The organism is Clostridium sp., from assembly GCF_051650885.1.
Taxonomy (GTDB): domain Bacteria; phylum Bacillota; class Clostridia; order Clostridiales; family Clostridiaceae; genus Clostridium.
The window spans coordinates 1-18,614 of sequence record NZ_JBOFRG010000117.1; the positions used below are offsets into that span (position 1 = coordinate 1).

General features: G+C 28.6%; 17 protein-coding genes and 1 other annotated feature. Of the genes, 5 read left to right on the forward strand and 12 right to left on the reverse strand.

The genetic code is table 11. The features are described 5' to 3' along the window. Positions 1-68: 68 nt before the first annotated feature. From ACRC28_RS05675 to ACRC28_RS05700, 6 genes are all read right to left on the reverse strand, one after another. A complete protein-coding gene (locus ACRC28_RS05675; protein ID WP_438542477.1) occupies positions 69-1,049 on the reverse strand; it encodes an ABC transporter ATP-binding protein in 981 nt (326 codons plus the stop codon). 1 nt (position 1,050) lies between these two features. Further along, on the reverse strand, positions 1,051-2,073 hold the full coding sequence (locus ACRC28_RS05680) for an ABC transporter ATP-binding protein (RefSeq protein WP_438542478.1): 1,023 nt from the start codon (positions 2,071-2,073) through the stop codon (positions 1,051-1,053). 12 nt (positions 2,074-2,085) lie between these two features. Continuing rightward, complete coding sequence (locus ACRC28_RS05685) at positions 2,086-3,027, reverse strand: ABC transporter permease (protein ID WP_438542479.1); 942 nt, start codon at positions 3,025-3,027, stop codon at positions 2,086-2,088. A gap of 14 nt (positions 3,028-3,041) precedes the next feature. After that, positions 3,042-3,971: an ABC transporter permease gene (locus ACRC28_RS05690; protein ID WP_438542480.1), complete on the reverse strand. Its 930-nt coding sequence runs from the start codon at positions 3,969-3,971 to the stop codon at positions 3,042-3,044. A 445-nt stretch (positions 3,972-4,416) separates the two neighbouring features. Next, positions 4,417-5,553: a pyridoxal phosphate-dependent aminotransferase gene (locus tag ACRC28_RS05695; RefSeq protein ID WP_438542481.1), complete on the reverse strand. Its 1,137-nt coding sequence runs from the start codon at positions 5,551-5,553 to the stop codon at positions 4,417-4,419. Further along, positions 5,553-6,089, reverse strand: coding sequence for a cob(I)yrinic acid a,c-diamide adenosyltransferase (locus ACRC28_RS05700; RefSeq protein ID WP_438542482.1), 537 nt, complete (start codon positions 6,087-6,089; stop codon positions 5,553-5,555). Before ACRC28_RS05700 ends, ACRC28_RS05695 begins: the two co-directional genes overlap by 1 nt. Before the next feature lie 176 nt (positions 6,090-6,265). On the opposite strand from ACRC28_RS05700, the gene dapD reads away from it, so the two are divergent. Further along, complete coding sequence (dapD, locus tag ACRC28_RS05705; protein WP_438542483.1) at positions 6,266-6,976, forward strand: 2,3,4,5-tetrahydropyridine-2,6-dicarboxylate N-acetyltransferase; 711 nt, start codon at positions 6,266-6,268, stop codon at positions 6,974-6,976. A 39-nt stretch (positions 6,977-7,015) separates the two neighbouring features. On the opposite strand, the gene ACRC28_RS05710 is transcribed toward dapD, so the two are convergent. Together ACRC28_RS05710 and ACRC28_RS05715 are read right to left on the reverse strand one after the other, a co-directional pair. Next, on the reverse strand, positions 7,016-7,681 hold the full coding sequence (locus ACRC28_RS05710) for a single-stranded DNA-binding protein (RefSeq protein ID WP_438542484.1): 666 nt from the start codon (positions 7,679-7,681) through the stop codon (positions 7,016-7,018). 132 nt (positions 7,682-7,813) lie between these two features. Next, positions 7,814-8,515 (reverse strand): polysaccharide deacetylase family protein, encoded by a 702-nt coding sequence (locus ACRC28_RS05715; RefSeq protein WP_438542485.1) that lies wholly within the window; start codon positions 8,513-8,515, stop codon positions 7,814-7,816. Positions 8,516-8,645: 130 nt separating this feature from the next. On the opposite strand from ACRC28_RS05715, the gene ACRC28_RS05720 reads away from it, so the two are divergent. Then, complete coding sequence (locus ACRC28_RS05720; RefSeq protein ID WP_438542486.1) at positions 8,646-9,176, forward strand: DUF4364 family protein; 531 nt, start codon at positions 8,646-8,648, stop codon at positions 9,174-9,176. Here the strand turns inward: ACRC28_RS05720 and ACRC28_RS05725 are convergent. After that, positions 9,154-10,053 (reverse strand): hypothetical protein, encoded by a 900-nt coding sequence (locus tag ACRC28_RS05725; RefSeq protein WP_438542487.1) that lies wholly within the window; start codon positions 10,051-10,053, stop codon positions 9,154-9,156. The genes ACRC28_RS05720 and ACRC28_RS05725 overlap by 23 nt on opposite strands. Before the next feature lie 147 nt (positions 10,054-10,200). Between ACRC28_RS05725 and ACRC28_RS05730 the strand changes: the two genes are divergently transcribed. Next, complete coding sequence (locus tag ACRC28_RS05730) at positions 10,201-10,440, forward strand: TIGR03905 family TSCPD domain-containing protein (protein ID WP_438542488.1); 240 nt, start codon at positions 10,201-10,203, stop codon at positions 10,438-10,440. Between the two features lie 96 nt (positions 10,441-10,536). On the opposite strand, the gene ACRC28_RS05735 is transcribed toward ACRC28_RS05730, so the two are convergent. Then, entirely contained in the window at positions 10,537-11,823 is a 1,287-nt protein-coding gene (locus tag ACRC28_RS05735) for a bifunctional folylpolyglutamate synthase/dihydrofolate synthase (RefSeq protein WP_438542489.1), read from the reverse strand. Positions 11,824-12,075: 252 nt separating this feature from the next. Here ACRC28_RS05735 and ACRC28_RS05740 point away from each other — a divergent pair, with 252 nt between their 5' ends. Then, a complete protein-coding gene (locus tag ACRC28_RS05740; protein ID WP_438542490.1) occupies positions 12,076-13,290 on the forward strand; it encodes an FprA family A-type flavoprotein in 1,215 nt (404 codons plus the stop codon). Between the two features lie 139 nt (positions 13,291-13,429). Continuing rightward, the gene (locus tag ACRC28_RS05745; protein WP_438542491.1) at positions 13,430-14,779 is read left to right on the forward strand and encodes an MATE family efflux transporter; all 1,350 of its coding nucleotides are present in this window, start codon (positions 13,430-13,432) and stop codon (positions 14,777-14,779) included. Between the two features lie 116 nt (positions 14,780-14,895). Here ACRC28_RS05745 and ACRC28_RS05750 read toward each other — a convergent pair whose 3' ends face one another. Together ACRC28_RS05750 and ACRC28_RS05755 are read right to left on the reverse strand one after the other, a co-directional pair. Beyond that, the gene (locus ACRC28_RS05750) at positions 14,896-15,567 is read right to left on the reverse strand and encodes a GTP pyrophosphokinase (protein ID WP_438542492.1); all 672 of its coding nucleotides are present in this window, start codon (positions 15,565-15,567) and stop codon (positions 14,896-14,898) included. 78 nt (positions 15,568-15,645) lie between these two features. Beyond that, positions 15,646-18,291 (reverse strand): valine--tRNA ligase, encoded by a 2,646-nt coding sequence (locus tag ACRC28_RS05755; RefSeq protein ID WP_438542493.1) that lies wholly within the window; start codon positions 18,289-18,291, stop codon positions 15,646-15,648. A gap of 77 nt (positions 18,292-18,368) precedes the next feature. Next, positions 18,369-18,586, reverse strand: a binding site (T-box leader). Positions 18,587-18,614 lie beyond the last annotated feature (28 nt).

Genomic DNA, 18,614 nt, shown 5'->3' on the forward strand with positions numbered 1-18,614 from the left:
TAATTTTCATAAATTTTCCCCCTTTTTATAATATATATATTTATTTCTCATTATGAGAAATTTATATCTTATTTATATAAGTGACATGCTACAAAATGTCCTTTTGACACTTCTTTTAATTCTGGTGTTTCACATGCACATATTTCCATAGCTTCTTTACATCTTCCTTTAAATCTACACCCTGGTGGTGGATCTATTGGTGATGGAATATCTCCCTCAAGTACTATTCTTTTATTATTTTTTGAATAATTAGGGTCTGGCACTGGTACTGCTGATAAAAGTGCTTTTGTATATGGATGCTTTGGCTTTAAATAAACATCATCACTTAATCCTTTTTCAACCATTTGACCTAAATACATTACCCCTATATGAGTTGATATATGCTTAACCATTGAAAGGTCATGGGCTATAAATAGATAAGTTAATCCAAGCTCCTCTTGAAGCTCTTCAAGCATGTTTATAACCTGTGCTTGTATAGATACATCAAGAGCTGATATAGGCTCATCACAAACTATAAGTTCTGGTTCAACAGCAAGTGCCCTTGCTATCCCAATCCTTTGTCTTTGCCCTCCTGAGAATTCGTGGGCATATCTATTTATGTGGCTTCCATTCAGTCCAACCTTATCTAAAAGATATCTGATTCTTTCTTCTTTTTCTTTTCCTTCATATAAACCATGAATATCAATAGCTTCCCCTATAATATCTCCAACTGTCATTCTTGGATTTAATGATGCATAAGGATCTTGAAATATCATTTGCATTTTTCTTCTTATAGGCATTAATTCACTATCTTTTAATTTTTCAATATTTTGTCCATTAAAAATTATTTCTCCTGATGTTGGATTATATAATCTTAAAACAGTTCTTCCTGTTGTAGTTTTTCCACACCCTGATTCTCCTACAAGACCTAAAGTTTCACCTTTATTTATAGTAAAAGAAACATTATCTACAGCTTTTACAAAGCTCTTTTTAGAAAACATTCCTTTATTAGCAGGAAAATACTTACAAAGATTTTTAACTTCTAAAATAACTTCTTTTTTCTCACTCATTTTATCTTCCTCCTACCTCTTGCATGTTTCTATCTTTTCTTTCTACTTTTGGTGCATTTTCATGACATAACCAACATCTTGATACATGTCCCTCTTCTACATCAAATAGTGGTGGTAAATTATCCATACAAATTTTCATTGTATAATCACATCTATCAGCAAATGGACATCCTGTTGGTGGCTTTAAAAGATCTGGTGGTTGTCCATCTATTGGTATTAATTTTTCTTTTTCTTTTTTCATTGGATCTGGAACACTGTTTAAAAGACCCCATGTATATGGATGTTTTCCTCTATAGAAAATATCTTCTGCAGTTCCACTTTCAACAATAACCCCACCATACATTACATTTATTCTTGCACAAAGGTCTGCAACTACTCCTAAATCATGAGTTATAAGTATAATTGCAGTATTAAGTTTTTCCTTTAAGTTTTTCATAAGGTCTAAAATTTGTGCTTGAATAGTAACATCTAAAGCTGTTGTTGGCTCATCTGCTATAATAAGTTCTGGTTCACATATAAGACTTATTGCTATCATAGCTCTTTGTCTCATTCCACCTGAAAATTCATGTGGATACTGTTTCATTCTACTTTCAGGACTTGGAATTCCAACAAGACCTAGCATTTCAACACCTTTTTTCCAAGCTTCAGCCTTTGATACTTTTTTATGCTTTATATAATGCTCTGTAAGTTGTTCTCCAATTGTGTATAAAGGATTTAAAGATGTCATAGGATCTTGGAAAATCATTCCCATCTTATCTCCTCTAATTTTTTCCATATCTTTTTCTTTACATCTACTTATATCTATTCCATTAAATAAAATTTCTTCACTTTCTATCATTGCATTTTCTGCTAAAAGTCTCATTATTGACATCATTGTTACGGATTTTCCACACCCTGATTCTCCAACAATTCCAAGTGCTTCTCCTTTATTTACATGAAATGTAACTCCTCTAACTGCTTGTACATCTCCTATATGTGTTTTAAATGATGTCTTTAAGTTTTTTACCTCTAATATCTTTTCCATAAATCTTTCCCCCTATCTTTGGTGCTTTGGATCTAACGCTTCTGTAAGTCCATCGCCAAGTAAGTTAAACGCTAAAATTATAATACATATAGCAAGTGCTGGGAAAAATAATTGTGTTGGATGTGTACTAATTAATGTTTGTGCTTCACTACAAAGTGTTCCAAGAGATGCACGTGGTGCATTTATTCCAAGACCTATATAGCTTAAAAATGACTCTGTGAATATAGCTTGTGGTATTAAAAGTGTCATTGTTACTATAATTGATCCTATACAGTTTGGAATTAAGTGCTTAAAAAGAATTCTAAATTTTGATGCTCCAAGAGCTTTTGCTGCAAGAACAAACTCTTGCTCCTTAAGCTGCAAGATATCTCCTCTTACAATCCTTGCCATTCCAACCCAATAAGAAATTGAAAGGGCTATCATTATACTTACCATTCCTGTTTCATCAAAGTTTGACCCTTTTAAAACTGCCATAATTAAAACTGCATATATCATTGTTGGAATTGAGTAAAGACAATCTACTATTCTCATCATAATATTATCTATTTTTCCACCAAAGAATCCTGCAACTGCTCCATAAACAACTCCTATAACAAGATTTATAATAGCTGCTCCTATTCCTACTATTAAAGAATACTTAGCTCCCATCATTACCCTTACAAATAAATCACGTCCTAAAGTATCTGTTCCCATAAAGTGATCCATACTTGGACCTAAGTTAGATGCCATTTTATCTTGTCCATCATAAGTATATTGTGAAACCATTGGAGTTATGATAACAGCCAATACAAAAAGTACTATAATTATTAAAGATACTATTGCTACTTTATTAGATTTCAATCTTCTCCATGCATCTTTCCAATATCCTACGCTTGGTCTTACATTTTTTTCAAATGTTTTTTCCTCTTTAGAAATAGGAGTAAACATTTCTTTATCAAATTTTAAATTTTCCATATCTTTACCCCTTTCTAACTTTCTAAGTTCGATAATTTTATTCTTGGATCTATAACTACATACATAATATCTACAATTAAGTTACATACAACTATCAATGTACTAAAGAACACTAAAACTCCAAGAAGCATTGAATAATCTCTATTTGTTATTGTTGATACAAACTCATTTCCAAGTCCTGGTATTCCAAATATTTTTTCTACTACGAAAGAACCTGTAAGTATTCCTGCTATTAATGGTCCCATATAAGTTACTATTGGAATAAGTGAATTTCTAAGTGCATGTTTAAATATTACTGTTTTTTCACTTAACCCTTTTGCTTTTGCTGTTCTTATATAATCCGATTTCAAAACATCTATAAGCTTACTTCTTGTAAGTCTTGTTATAAATGCTGTTGAGCTTCCTGCAAGTGCTATTACTGGCATTATATAATTTATAGGCTTATCAAGCCCTATTGCTGTCGGTATTATTTTCAGTTTTACTACTAAGAAATATATAAGCAGTGAACTTATTACAAAGCTTGGAATTGTTATACCAAGTGTTGAAATAAACATACATAACCTGTCTGGCCATTTACCTGATTTTAATGCTGATAAAATTCCAAGTAGTATTCCAACTACTAAAGAAAAACTTACTGCAACTAATCCAAGTTTTGCTGATTTAGGAAAAGAATACTCAATTACATCTACAACTTTTCTTCCTCTAAATTGCATTGATTCTCCTAAATCACCTTTTAAAAGATTTCCCATATAAATTTTGTACTGTGTACCTAGTGGTTTGTCTAAACCATATTGTTCATTAAGGACTGCTTTTATTTCTGGTGTCATTTTTTCACCATCAAAAGGTCCTCCTGGCATTAATCTTATTAGGAAAAATGCTATAGTAATTACTACCCAAATTGTTGCAATACTTACTAATATTCTTTGTCCTATATACTTTGCCATATTATCTCCCCCATTCTTTACCGCTATCTATCCGTTAGCTAATTTATTAATAATTATATTATATTTAACACTTTTGTCAAATAATACCGTTAATATTTTTTGTTTATTTTTATTAATTTGTCAAAAAAATAGTATATTAATTATCATTTAAAAATTAAAACTTTAATAATATAAATAGAGTTAATCCATTGAAAATAAAGGGATTAAACCTATTTATATTCATATAAAACTTTTTATCAATATGATATTGTGTTAATATATTCTACCTTTTTTTACCATTTAATATTTTTTATTTACAACTGCTTTTTTGAACATTTACTATTTTTTGTTTTTTCGGTGCGAACAGTTCCCTCTTATTTATAAAAAAAACTCTTCTTCTCAAATAAAAAAAGATTGTAGCTTTATTTTTTCTTTTAGCTACAATCTTTTTTTATTATTATTTTATTTAATTAAGTTTTTTTATAAATTCTTCTAATTTATCTAATGCTTTTTTTAGCTCTTCTATCGAATAACAGTAAGATATTCTCATATATCCTTCTCCTAAACTTCCAAATGCATTTCCAGGAACACATGCTACCTTTTGTTCATTTAATAATCTTTCACAAAATTCTTCCGATGTCATATTAAATTTTTTGATGCTTGGAAACAGGTAAAAAGCTCCCTTAGGATTCGCTACTTCTATTCCCATATCCACTAATCTTTTAACCACATAGTCTTTTCTCTTTTTAAACTCTTCTTTCATAACCCTTACTTCGTCCATAGAGTTTTTAAGACCTTCTAAAATACCGTACTGTACAATAGATGGTGCACAAGATACCCCATATTGATGGACTTTCATTATTTCTTTCATAACATTTTCTTTTGCACAAACATATCCAAGTCTTAATCCTGTTGCAGAAAACATTTTAGAAAAACCACTAATATATATAACCTTTTCTAATATTTCTTCTTCTTGTGCCACAGAATAATATTCATCATAGATAATTGCAGCATATATTTCATCTGTTATAACTAATATTTCATTTTCTCTTATAACTTCTATTAAATCTTCTTTATCCTTCTTTGATAAAATTGCGCCTGTAGGATTAGTTGGAAAAGATAATATTAATACCTTACAATCATTCTCTTTTAAAGCTTCTTTTATTTTTAGAATATCTATCGTAAAATCTTCCTTTAATCCATAATGTATAATTTCTGCTCCTAGTATAGTTCCTATACTTTCATAAGCTGGATATGCTGGACTTGGAATTAATATTTTGTCACCTTCATTTACTATACTTTGAAGAACTGCATATATTCCTTCACTTCCGCCTACGGTTAAGCAAATATCATCACTTTTATAATTTATATTTAAACTATTTAAATATTTCTCTATTTCATCTCTTAATTCTTTTATTCCTGCATTACTTGTATATGTAGTTAAATCTCTATCAATTGCCTCTTTCATTCCAAGCTTTATAGCTTCTGGTGTTTTAAAATCTGGTTGCCCAAGTGTAAGACTGATAGCATTTTCTACCTTTAAAACCTTGTTATAAAACTTTCTTATTCCTGATATTTGAACCTTTTCTACATTTTTATTCATTAGTATTCAATCCCCCTTCTGCTAGAAACTCCTTTTTCATAATAGTGTTTTATCATTTTCATTTCTGTTACTAAATCGGCTTTTTCAATAACTTCTTCTGGCACATTTCTACCAGTCATTATAACTTCCATATTCTCTGGTTTATTTTCTATAATATATAAAACTTCTTCTACAGTTAAAAACTTATTTCCTAGTACACCCATAATTTCATCAATTATTAAAAGATCTGTATCATTTTTTTCTAATCTTTCTAATATAAAATTATATCCTACTCTTATTTCCTTTTTTAAAAGTTCTATTTGCTCCTCGTTTAAATTCCAAACAAAATCTTTTTTACTTTCAAATCTATATATTCTAAAGTTCTCTGTAAGCTCTTCTACCGTTTTTAATTCTCCTGTATACCCACCTTTTAAAAATTGTAGCATAGTCACCTTAAGCCCATTTCCATAAGCTCTCATCCCTTGCCCTATTGCAGCTGTAGTTTTCCCTTTTCCATCACCAGTATATATTTGAACTAATCCTTTTTCTAATTTCATTTATATCACTCCTTCAATTAAAATTCTTCCTATATTTTTCTATAATTTCATTCTACATTATTAATTATTCTCTCGCAAACAGACTTTTTTTCGATTTACCCCTTTAAAACAAGCCTTATTTTTATTATAATTAATTACACACATAAAATTCGACAAATTTAGAAAGGGTGATAAACATGGAATATAATTTTACTGATCCATATGAAATCGCAAGATTTATAAAAGAAACAAAAAAATCTACGCCGCTTAAAATTTTCGTAAACGGAAATCTTAAAGACGCTGATTTAGAAAATATAGAATGGTACGGAGCTGATAACTTCTACATCTTAGTTGGGGAGTCAGATATTTTAACTAACGTTATTTTAGATAATAAAGATAAGATCAAACATTTTAGAATTGAAAATGATAGAAGAAACTCTGCAATTCCAATGCTTGATATAAAAGAAATTGATGCTAGAATTGAGCCAGGTGCTATAATTCGTGATAGAGTTTCAATTGGTAAAAATGCAGTTATCATGATGGGTGCTGTTATAAACATTGGAGCTGAAATTGGTGAAGGAACTATGGTTGATATGAACGCTGTTATTGGTGCTCGTGGAAAACTTGGTAAAAATGTTCACTTAGGAGCTGGAGCTGTTGTAGCTGGTGTTCTTGAGCCACCAAGTAAATCACCATGTGAAATCGCTGATAATGTTTTAATTGGAGCAAACGCTGTTATTCTTGAAGGAATAAAGGTTGGAGAAGGTTCTGTTGTTGCAGCTGGTTCTGTTGTAACTGAAGATGTTCCAGCTGGAGTAGTTGTAGCTGGTTCTCCTGCTAAAATCATAAAATCAGTTGATGATCAAACTAAAGATAAAACTCAATTATTAGATGATTTAAGAAAATAAAAAAAATAAGCAAGTACTTTTTTGTACTTGCTTTATTTTCTATACTATACCTTCTCTTTCGTCTGGAAGGATTATTTCTTCTTCATTATCTCTTACTCTTTCCATTTTTGAGATAGATACTTCATAAGCTATTTTCTTAATAACTTCACTATCTGATACTTTCTTTTGATATTCTCTACTTTGAAGTCTTCCCCAAATTCTTATATTATCTCCAACTTCTAACATTTTGCAGAATCTTGAATTTCTTCCCCAAGCTATTGTAGGGATATAATCAGATTTATTATAAGCTCTATTTACTGCTAATAATACATCTGCAATTTCTCTTCCAAATGGTGTTGTTCTGTATACTGGTTCTTTACAAATGTATCCATCTAAGTATATTTCATTTGGATTTTTACTTCTTTCTAAGCAAGGCTCTATGTTTCTTGCAAAAACTGTTAATATAAGCTTGTTAGTTCCGTCCATAAATTTGTTGTATGATCTTAATTGACCATCAACTACTATTTCAGTTCCTATGCTTATATCTACTCCTGTTAAAAGTCTTTCTGAAACCGTTATATTTAGTATGTCTACTGAATCACTAAGTCTCATAACTTCTAAGTCAAAAGTATAAAACCCCTCTCCATACATTTCATGACTGAATTCCTTTTCTGAAATTACCTTACCTTCTAAGTAAATCTTATTGTTTAACATTAAATTATCCATTGTAACCCCTCTCTCCCTTTGTAATAAAATTTGTGCCCCTAAAAAAACCCCAACACAAATATATTTCCATTATAATACATATACTCATCTTTTATCAACGATTTTTAAAATTTATTTTAAATTTATGAATTTTCATTGAATTTTTGTTAATGTTTTAAAAGTATACCCTTCTTTTTTGCATTCTTTTATAATTTTTTCTAAATTTTCTGGTGTGTACTTTCCATTATTGTGATAAAGAATAATAGAACCATTTCCGATTTTATTTTTCACATTTAAATATTCCTTATATGCACCTTCATTTAGCCAATCTTTTGAATCAATATTCCATTCCATTGGAACATAATTTAAATCGTATACATATTGTATGGCTTCCTTCGAAAATGATCCACTTGGAAATCTGAAAATGTTTGTTTTTATTCCTATTTCTTTATTTATTATTTCTTCTGTTTTTATTATTTCTTCTTTCATTCTTTCTTTCGAGATATTTTTAAAATCTGGATGAACATAACTATGATTTCCTATCAAGTGCCCTTCCTCATAAATTTTTTTCAACTTTTCTTTATTCCCATCTGGATATATTACCCATTTACCCATTATAAAAAAAGTTCCTTTAACATTATTTTTTTTAAGTATCTCTAGTATTTTATACGTATTATCCTCCTCTGCCCAATTTATGTCAAATGTTAGAAATAATTCTTTTTCTTCTGTTTCTATTTTATATATCGGTTCTTTTTCATTTAAATTTATAGCATCGACTAAATTATATTTTATTCCTAATTCTAAAAATGTAATTATTATAGCCATAATTCCTATTATATAAATTTTTCTTTTCATTTTCTCACCTCTATTATTTTACATTCTTAATTAGTATGAGAAATTTTTTCTTTATTTATTACAAACTTCACTTCTTATAATTTTATGCTATAATTAATTTATACTTTCAAAATTCAGTGGAGGTTTTTATATGCATAAGGAAAGTTCTTTAGAATTAGCTGAAAATAAGTTATTAGTTTTATATATATTAAAATTACTTAAACAGCCAATAACAAATACACAACTTACAGAAATAGTTTTAGAAAATAGTTTTATAAATTATTTTACCCTTCAACAGTATATATCTGAATTATCTGAAGCTACTTTTATTCAGTATATTGAAGTGTCTGATAAAAAATTAATTTCTCTAACAGAAAAAGGAGATAATGTTTTATCTTTCTTTAAAGATAGAATTTCAGCATCTCAACTTACATCAATAGATGAATATATCAAAAATCATATTGACCTTATAAAAAAAGAGTTAACTATTCATAGTGATTATACACTTGTTAAAAATAATAACTTTTTAGTTCACATAAAGGCATTAGAAGATGATTTACCTCTAATTGATCTTAAATTTTCTGTTCCAACAAAAAAACAAGCCACTTACATTTGTGGTAAGTGGCAAGAAAATCCATCTGAAATTTATAATCAAATAATTAATCTTTTATTTGCCGAGTAAACCCTTCAAAAATCATTGCATTAGGTTCATTGCCTACTGCAATGATTTTTTTATCCATTCTTTTCTCATCTAATAACACTATCCTTCCTTTATAATAATCAGATATCACAAGATTTTCTTTTTCTTTTAATAATCCCTTTGGCATTCCTCCTACCATTATTCTATAACTACTCTTTTCCGCTCTATTTACAACACTAATACTTCCCTCTGCAAAGTTAGCTATATATATTAAATTCTCACACTCAATTAAATCCATTGGGAAATCCCCTACTTTATATTCCTCTTTAATTTTACAATCTCTTAAAGAATATACAATTAATTTTCCTTCCATATGTTGCATAAAAGAATTTACACAAATAAATAACTCATCATCCTTTTTTGATAATAATATTTTTGTCGGTGTTTCTTTTAATAAAATCTCTCTTTCAACCTTTTTCTTTTCATTGTTAATTACGCTTACACTGTTACTATTGCTATTTGCAACATAAATAAATTTTTCTTTTTTATCAACAGCAAGAGAACCTGGATAATCTCCAACCTTAATTTCAAATTCTATATTTTTTTTCTCTTCATTAAATATTATTACTGAATTTGAATCTCCGCAAGCTACATAAATATTTTTTTCTCCCCATTTTATATCTTTAGGGTATTTTCCTATTGTATAATTTTCAATTTCTTTAAAGCTGTTAAGATCTATAAATGTTATAGAATCAGAATAACAATTCGCAACCACGCCCCTTCCCTCTTTCACATCAATACTTCTCGGTCCAATCTTCTCTCCCCCAAGCTTTAAGGGCAACGTATCTACACTTACTCTATCAATATTAATTTTACTTAGACTATCATCTGAAGTATTACACACAATAATATTATCCATTTTTCACTCCTTAAATCTTAGGTCTTTCTTTTTTATATAATATGTATGTCTATTTCTTCTCGGAACAAAATCCCCCAATTTTCTCCTTTATTATTTCTCTAAATACCTTTATAATAAGCATATACTTACTTAAAGGGGGAATTTAAAATGTTTATATACAAAACAAAAGGGGTATGCTCAACTGAAATTCACATTCAAACTGAGGGTGAATTCATTAAATCAGTTAATTTTGTAAATGGTTGTCCTGGAAACCTATTTGGTATTTCTGAGCTTGTAAAAGGAATGAAAATAACTGATGCAATTCAAAAATTAGAAGGGATTAAATGTAAAAGTAAAGATACATCATGTCCTGACCAACTTTCTTTAGCATTAAAAGAACTATTATAATTATATATTATTAATTTTTTTGAAATGAGATAAATTAATATCCTTATTTTTAAAGTAAAAAGGTGAATTCTTCTGAATCCACCTTTTGTCATTCCATTAATTATTTTTAGTAATTATTCCTCTTAATGCACCTATCATATATAATGAGCCTGTTCCTAATATTAAATCTTCTTTTTTAGCTTTAGAACATGCATATCTAAATCCTTCTTCATAGCTTTCAAAAGCTTTTACATTTTTATTTATTTTTTCTACCTCTCTTTTCAAATCTTCAGAAAGTTCTGCTCTTTCACTATTTGGAGTAAGCGCTATTATTTCTACTACATCCTTTGCTATTACTTTTATCATTTCTTCTACTTGTTTATCTGCAAGTATTCCAAGTAATAAGTATATTTCTTTTCCTTTAAAGTAAATATCTATATTTTCTTTTAACATTTTTATCCCATCTATATTATGTGCACCATCTATCACTACTAAAGGATCTTTTTTTAAAACTTCTAATCTTCCATTCCATTTAACATCTTTTAATGCTTTTTTTATATTTTTCACTTCTCCAAGTATTTTTTCTACAACTCTTATTGCTACTGCACAATTTAATATTTGATGCATTCCTAAAAGACCTAATTCTAATTCATATGTTTCCTTAAAGCCCTTTATTTTAACTTTTTGATATATACCACCTTTATCCTCAGTTACCTTTAAAAATTTAGCATCATTCTCTAAAACCTTTATAATTTCAGAGTTTTTCTTAGCACCTACTTTTTCTATTACTCTCATAACTTCTAATTTTTGAGGATAAACAATAACCGGTATTTTACTTTTTATTATTCCACATTTTTCTTTGGCTATTTCTTCTAATGTATCTCCTAAAATATTCATATGATCTAAACTTATAGATGTTAATACAGATACTATAGGGTTTACTACGTTAGTTGCATCAAGCGTTCCACCTAACCCCACTTCTATAACTGCAAAATCTATATTTTTTTCACTAAAATATAAAAACATTAAGCATGTTATTATTTCAAACTCTGTTACATTTCCCATTCCCTCCTCATCAACTATTGATACAACATTTTTTATTTTTTCCACATAGCTTGCTAAATCCTCTTTGCTTATATTCTCTCTATTTATTTGTATTCTCTCTTCGAATTCTTCCAAATATGGCGATGTATACATTCCAACCCTGCATCCTTCTTTCATAAGAATTTCTGTTATCATAGAAGTAGTAGAACCTTTTCCATTTGTTCCTCCAACATGAATTACTTTTAATTTTTTTTCAGGATTTGAAAGTAATTCTAAAACTCTTTCAACTCTTTTCAATCCATAATTTGATCCAAAATTATTCACTTTATGTATATATTCCATTGCTTCTCTATAATTCATCTTTACTTCACCCGTTCCTTTTAATTTTCATTAATAATTTTAACACATTTTTTATTTCTTTTTACATTTTACACCAATTTATTTTGCTTAGAAAGTTGTATAATAATACTATAAAATATTTTTGTATTTTTATCTTATTTAAATTTTTATTTTAATGATTTGTTTACTTATAGTGTGAAGTTTGTTACAATTATAATATCGAAATTATTATTATAAAATAAAAATTATTTGTTATATATAGAGGTGTTTAGGATGAAATTTAAAGAAATTAAAAATGATATTTATTGGGTCGGTGCGCTTGATCCAGGACTTAGAATATTTGATATTATAATGTATACTCCTTATGGAACTACTTATAACTCATACGTAGTTAAAGGAAGTGAAAAAACTGCACTTTTTGAAACTGTTAAAGAAAGATGCTTTGATGAATATTTAAAAACATTAGGAAGCTTAGGTATTAAAGGTGAAGAAATTGACTATGTAGTAGTTGATCACACAGAACCTGATCATTCTGGTTCTGTTGGAAAAATTCTTGATATGTCTCCAAATGCTAAGGTTGTTGGTTCATCACAAGCTATCAATTACTTAAAAGAGATTTTAAATAGAGATTTTGATTATATAATCGCTAAAGATGGTGACGAAATATCTCTTGGAAATAAAACATTAAAATTTATTTCTGCACCATTTTTACATTGGCCAGATTCAATGTATACTTATGTTAAAGAAGACAATGTTTTAATAACTTGTGATTCATTTGGTAGTCATTACTCAACTGAAAATGTATTTAATGATTTAGTTGAAAATAAAGAACATTATCTTGAGGCATTAAAATATTACTTTGACTGTATCTTTGGTCCATTTAAACCATTTGTTTTAAAAGCAATAAATAAAATCAAAGATTTAGACATTGATGTAATTTGCCCAGGGCATGGACCTGTCTTAAGAGAAAATCCTATGGAAATAGTAGAAACTTATAAACAATGGAGTACTCCTGTTAAACCTGTAATCAATGGAGATAAAAAAGTTACTATATCTTATGTAAGTGCTTATGGATATACTGCTGAAATGGCTAATGCTGTTAAAGAAGGTATACAAAAGAATCATAATGTAGAAGTTAAAATGTATGACTTAACTTACAGTGAAACTTCTGATGTTTTAAAAGATATTGAAGAATCTGATGGTATTTTATTTGGTTCACCAACTATAGTAAATGAACTTTTACCTCCAATTAGAATTCTTCTTGCAAACTTAAACCCAATTATACATGGTGGTAAATTTGCAGCATCATTTGGTTCATATGGTTGGAGCGGAGAAGCTGTTCCAAGAATGGATAGTAGATTAAAAGAATTAAAAATGAAACTTACATCAGAAGGTTTAGCTATTAAATTTAGAGCTTCTGAAGAACAAATAAATGAACTTAGACTATTTGGAGAAAACTTCTCTAAAAAAATGTTTGGTGAAATATAGCTTGACTTCAAGCTTTAATAAGCTAATAGATGAAAAATTCATCTATTAGCTCTTTTTTTATTAATAAAGAGTTCACCTGTATTTAATTCTACTTCCATTTCTCCATGTTAAAATATTAATATTAGAAAGGAGTTTTTTTATGGATCGAAATTATATTTTAGGAGAAGAAAATCCTAAAAAAGCTGTATTAAAATTAAGTTCTCCTAGTGCAGTTTCTACTGTATCTACCGTAATTTATAATATAATTGATACTATTTTTATAGGGCGTTATGTATTTACTTTAGGTATTGATGCAGTTTCTATATATCTTCCTATACAAATGATGATTATGGCTCTTACACAGCTTTTCACCTCTGGTATAGGTTCTTATATATCTAGAGCTCTTGGAAAAAAAGATATTAAAAATGCAACAAAGGCTGCTGGAAGCCTCTTTTTTTGTATTTTTTTCCTTTCCATCTTTTTATGTACTATAGGACTTATTTTTGCAAAACAAATTGTAATGGCTTTTGGCGCATTTGGGGCTGCTATTCCCTATGCTGTAACTTATGCTAAGGCCATGTTTATAGGCATATTATTTTACCCTTTATGTATTGCCTCAAATAATATTTTAAGGGCTGAAGGAAATTCCTTTCACTCTATGATAGGTACTATAATTAGTATCCTCTCTAATATTATTTTAGATTTTTTATTTATAGTCATTTTTAAATGGGGAGTTTTAGGTGCTGGACTTGCAACAACCCTTTCAAAACTTATAAATCTAATTTATTTATTATACATATTTAAGTTTAAATCATTTTTAAAAATCAAAATAACAGATATAAAATTTAATTTAAAACTTATTAAAGAGTCTTTACCTATTGGTTTTTCAACTTTCTTAAACCAATTTATCGGAAGTATCTCTATGATGCTTTTAAATAAAGACTTATATCACTTTGGTGGAAATTATGCAATTGCAATTTATGGAATTGTTTATAAACTTACTTCCTTTATTCAACGTTCTGTTGCAGGCTTCTGCCGTGGAACACAACCTTTAATTGGTTATAATTTTTCATCTAAAAATATAGCTCGTATGAAAGCTTGTATAAAATACAATCTTTTTTATACCATATTAGGTGGAACAATTTGTACTGCAATTTTAATGGTTTTCTCTAAGATATTTATAAATTTATTTTCAAACAATGCAAAACTTATAAATTATGGAGGTTATATTTTAATAATTGCACTTTTAGCTTCTCCACTACTTGGCATTTACTTTTTATCAATTTCCTTTTTTAGAGCTATTGGTTTTGCTAAAGAATCTATCATTTTGTCTTTATTTAGAAGAGTTATTTTCTTTATTCCATTTTTATATCTTTTACCATATACCTTTGGTCTTGGTATAAATGGAATTTGGATGGTTCTACCACTTTCTAATTTCTTATCTATTTTATTTGGTGGAATATATGTATTTGTACATATTAAACGAATTTCAAAAGCTGCTTTAAATTAAGTAGCTTTGTTAATGATGGTGAACCTATTGATAATGATATATCTGTTAAAGATCTTTAATTAATATATAAAAAATCCTAGTAGAAATTTCTGCTAGGATTTTTTATTAGCTTGTCTTTATTCTTCTTCTGAAGATAAATTATTTATTTCAAGCTTAATATCAGTCATTTTTTTATCTAATACTTTTATCATATTCGCACATTCTTTAAGTTCATTAGATATATTATTTAATGTTTTATCTCGGTATTTATAATATATCTTATGCTCAAGGCTTGCCCAAAAATCCATTGCAATAGTTCTTATTTGAATTTCTACTGCTACATTTTTAGTTCCTGTTGATAAAAATACAGGAATAGTTATTAAAACGTGTAAGCTTCTGTATCCATTTTCTTTAGGTTCTTTTATATAGTCTTTAATTTCTGTAACTTCTATATCATCTTGATTTACTAAAATTTCAAAAATTCTATATATATCCTCTTCAAAAGCACAGATTATTCTTACACCTGCGATATCAGTTAAACATTCATTTGCATTTTTAACTGTAGGCTCTATTCCTCTACTTTTTAATTTTCTTATTATACTCTTTGGTTTTTTAACTCTTGTTTTTATATGCTCAATAGGATTATACTCGTGTAAATTTTTAAACTCATCATTTAGTATATTAAGCTTTGTACTTATTTCATTTACTGCAAAATCATAAGTCATAAGAGCCTTTTTCCACTCTCTCACTTCTTTACTTTCTATTACTAAATCTAAATTATCTTTTTCTTCTATATTTATATTATTCAAATTTATCTTCCTGCCTTTAATTTCCTATTAATCTTAAAACAAGGCATTAGTAAAAATATTTACTAATGCCCTTATATTCTATTTTAATGCATTTATTCTTTCTTTAACTGCATCTAACATTTGAACATACTTAACTCTTTTTTCCTTTTCTCCATTTATTACTGCCTCTGGAGCTTTAGCTACAAATCCTTGATTTGAAAGTTTTTTGTCTATTCTTTCAATTTCACCTTCAAGTTTTTTCTGCTCTTTATTTAATCTTTCAAGTTCTTTTTCTTTATCAACTAAGTCAAGAAGAGGCATAAATAATTCTCCACCTTTAACTACTAGTGATACTGCATTTTCAGGAACTTCATTTTTATTTTCTATAAATGAAACTTCATTTGCTGAAGCTAATTTTTCTATATATGATTTACCATTTAAGAAAGCTTCTTTTGCTTCATTTTCAATGTGACAAATAACATTTGCCTTTCTTGATGGAGGAACATTCATTTCAGCTCTTACATTTCTAAGTCCTTTAATAGCTTCTATAATGTATGCCATATTTTCTTCCGCTTTAGAATCATTTCTTTCTTCTTTAAACTCTGGCCATGCTGAATGAGTTATAGTTTCTTCTTCAACATTTAAGTGAGTAAAGATTTCTTCTGTTATAAATGGCATTACTGGGTGTAATAATTTTAATCCTGTTTCTAAAACAGTATATAACACATTAAATGTTACACCTTTAGCTTTTCTGTCATCTCCATATAATACTGGCTTAACAAGTTCTATATACCAATCACAGAATTCAGTCCACATAAAGTCATATACTTTTTGAAGTGCAATTCCAAGTTCAAATTTATCCATATTTTCAGTTACTTCTTTAACTAAAGTATTTAATTTAGATAGTATCCATTTATCTGCTAATGAATATTCTTTTGAGTCTTTAAATTCATTCATTAAATCTCTATCAAGGTTCATCATAACAAATCTTGATGCATTCCATATTTTATTAGCAAAGTTTCTTGCTGATTCTACTCTCTCTGGGAAGTATCTTATATCATTTCCTGGTGCATTTCCTGTAACTAACATGAATCTTAAAGCATCTGCTCCATACTCATCAATTACTTCAAGTGGATCTACTCCATTTCCAAGAGATTTACTCATTTTTCTTCCTTCTGAATCTCTTATAATTCCATGAATTAAAACAGTTTCAAATGGTGTTTTATCCATATTATGAATTCCACTAAATATCATTCTTGCAACCCAGAAGAAGATAATATCATATCCAGTAACTAATGTACTTGTTGGATAGAAGTAATCTAAATCATCTGTTTTTTCTGGCCATCCAAGAGTTGAGAAAGGCCAAAGTGCTGATGAGAACCATGTATCAAGTACATCTGTTTCTCTTTCTAAATTCTTGCTTCCACATTTTGAACATTCGCATACTTCTGTTTCTGAAACCATTATTTCATTACAATCTTTACAATACCATACTGGTATTCTGTGTCCCCACCATAATTGTCTTGAAATACACCAATCTTGGATATTTTCCATCCAGTTAAAGTATGTTTTTTCAAATCTTTCTGGCACAAATTTAGTTTCTTTATTTCTAACTACTTCTAAAGCAGGCTTTGCTAAAGATTCCATTTTTACATACCATTGTTTAGATATAATTGGCTCTACTACAGTTCCGCATCTATCATGTGTTCCAACGTTATGAGTGTGAGGTTTAACTTTAACTAAAAGACCTAACGCCTCTAAATCAGCTACCATAGCTTTTCTAGCTTCATATCTGTCCATTCCTTCATATTTTAAACCTTTTTCATTTATAACACCTTTATCATCCATAACTCTTATAATTTCTAAGTTATGTCTTTGCCCAACTTGGAAGTCATTAGGGTCATGAGCTGGAGTTATTTTAACGGCTCCTGTTCCAAACTCTAAATCTACATAATCATCAGCTATTATAGGAATTTCTCTGTTTACAAGAGGTAATATTAACATTTCTCCTATTAAATGCTTAAATCTTTCATCATTTGGATTAACTGCAACTGCTGTATCTCCAAGTAATGTTTCTGGTCTAGTTGTAGCTATTTCTAAATAACCCTCTCCATTTTTTAATGGATAGTTTATATGCCAAAAGTGCCCGTCTTTTTCTTCATATTCAATCTCAGCATCTGAAAGAGCTGTTTGACATTTAGGACACCAGTTAGTTATTCTATTTCCTTGATAAATAAGACCTTCATTATATAACTTAACAAATACGTGTCTTACAGCTTTATCTAAATTTTCATCCATAGTGAATGCTTCTCTAGTAAAGTCAGCTGAACATCCCATTTTTTTAAGTTGTACTCTTATTTTTTCTCTATATTCATCTGTCCAATCCCAAACTTTTTCAAGGAATGCTTCTCTTCCCATTTCTTTCTTTTTAAGACCTTGCTTTAAAAGTTCATTTTCAACTTTAACTTCTGTTGCAATAGATGCATGGTCTTGACCTGGAAGCCATAATGTTTCGAACCCTTGCATTCTTTTAAATCTTATAAGCATATCTTGAAGAGTATTATCAAGTGCATGCCCTAAGTGTAATTTACCTGTTATATTTGGTGGTGGCATAACTATTGAATAAGGCTTTTTAGTTTTATCTACCTTTGGTGTAAAATATTTTTTTTCTTCCCAAGTTTTATAAATTCTTTCTTCAAACTCTTTAGGACTATATGTTGTTTGAATATTGTTTTGTTCTGACATTAAAATCCCTCCTAATTATATAAAATAAGCTTAAATTTAGCTTATTATTTTGCAATAAAAAAAGAGCTCTCATCCTACAAAAGGACGAAAGCTCGTGGTACCACCTTAATTCTTAAAGAAATTTTCTTTAAGCACTCTTCTTAATTAACGATTTTTCAAAACCGTTTCTAGCTACTACTATTTCACTAGAAAAGCTCCAAAGCTACCTTCAAAACACTTTATATAAAGGGCTTTCACCTATTCCCTTCTCTCTATAATACTCTGTATTTTTACTCCTCTTTTTCTAAGCTTTTTCCTATATTATAATTTAACTATTATCTTAT

Bases quoted from the DNA above. Each gene is read 5' to 3' on its own strand.
- ACRC28_RS05675 (WP_438542477.1), bottom strand. From the start codon at position 1,049: ATGAGTGAGAAAAAAGAAGTTATTTTAGAAGTTAAAAATCTTTGTAAG.
- ACRC28_RS05680 (WP_438542478.1), bottom strand. From the start codon at position 2,073: ATGGAAAAGATATTAGAGGTAAAAAACTTAAAGACATCATTTAAAACA.
- ACRC28_RS05685 (WP_438542479.1), bottom strand. From the start codon at position 3,027: ATGGAAAATTTAAAATTTGATAAAGAAATGTTTACTCCTATTTCTAAA.
- ACRC28_RS05690 (WP_438542480.1), bottom strand. From the start codon at position 3,971: ATGGCAAAGTATATAGGACAAAGAATATTAGTAAGTATTGCAACAATT.
- ACRC28_RS05695 (WP_438542481.1), bottom strand. From the start codon at position 5,553: ATGAATAAAAATGTAGAAAAGGTTCAAATATCAGGAATAAGAAAGTTT.
- ACRC28_RS05700 (WP_438542482.1), bottom strand. From the start codon at position 6,089: ATGAAATTAGAAAAAGGATTAGTTCAAATATATACTGGTGATGGAAAA.
- dapD (WP_438542483.1), top strand. From the start codon at position 6,266: ATGGAATATAATTTTACTGATCCATATGAAATCGCAAGATTTATAAAA.
- ACRC28_RS05710 (WP_438542484.1), bottom strand. From the start codon at position 7,681: ATGGATAATTTAATGTTAAACAATAAGATTTACTTAGAAGGTAAGGTA.
- ACRC28_RS05715 (WP_438542485.1), bottom strand. From the start codon at position 8,515: ATGAAAAGAAAAATTTATATAATAGGAATTATGGCTATAATAATTACA.
- ACRC28_RS05720 (WP_438542486.1), top strand. From the start codon at position 8,646: ATGCATAAGGAAAGTTCTTTAGAATTAGCTGAAAATAAGTTATTAGTT.
- ACRC28_RS05725 (WP_438542487.1), bottom strand. From the start codon at position 10,053: ATGGATAATATTATTGTGTGTAATACTTCAGATGATAGTCTAAGTAAA.
- ACRC28_RS05730 (WP_438542488.1), top strand. From the start codon at position 10,201: ATGTTTATATACAAAACAAAAGGGGTATGCTCAACTGAAATTCACATT.
- ACRC28_RS05735 (WP_438542489.1), bottom strand. From the start codon at position 11,823: ATGAATTATAGAGAAGCAATGGAATATATACATAAAGTGAATAATTTT.
- ACRC28_RS05740 (WP_438542490.1), top strand. From the start codon at position 12,076: ATGAAATTTAAAGAAATTAAAAATGATATTTATTGGGTCGGTGCGCTT.
- ACRC28_RS05745 (WP_438542491.1), top strand. From the start codon at position 13,430: ATGGATCGAAATTATATTTTAGGAGAAGAAAATCCTAAAAAAGCTGTA.
- ACRC28_RS05755 (WP_438542493.1), bottom strand. From the start codon at position 18,291: ATGTCAGAACAAAACAATATTCAAACAACATATAGTCCTAAAGAGTTT.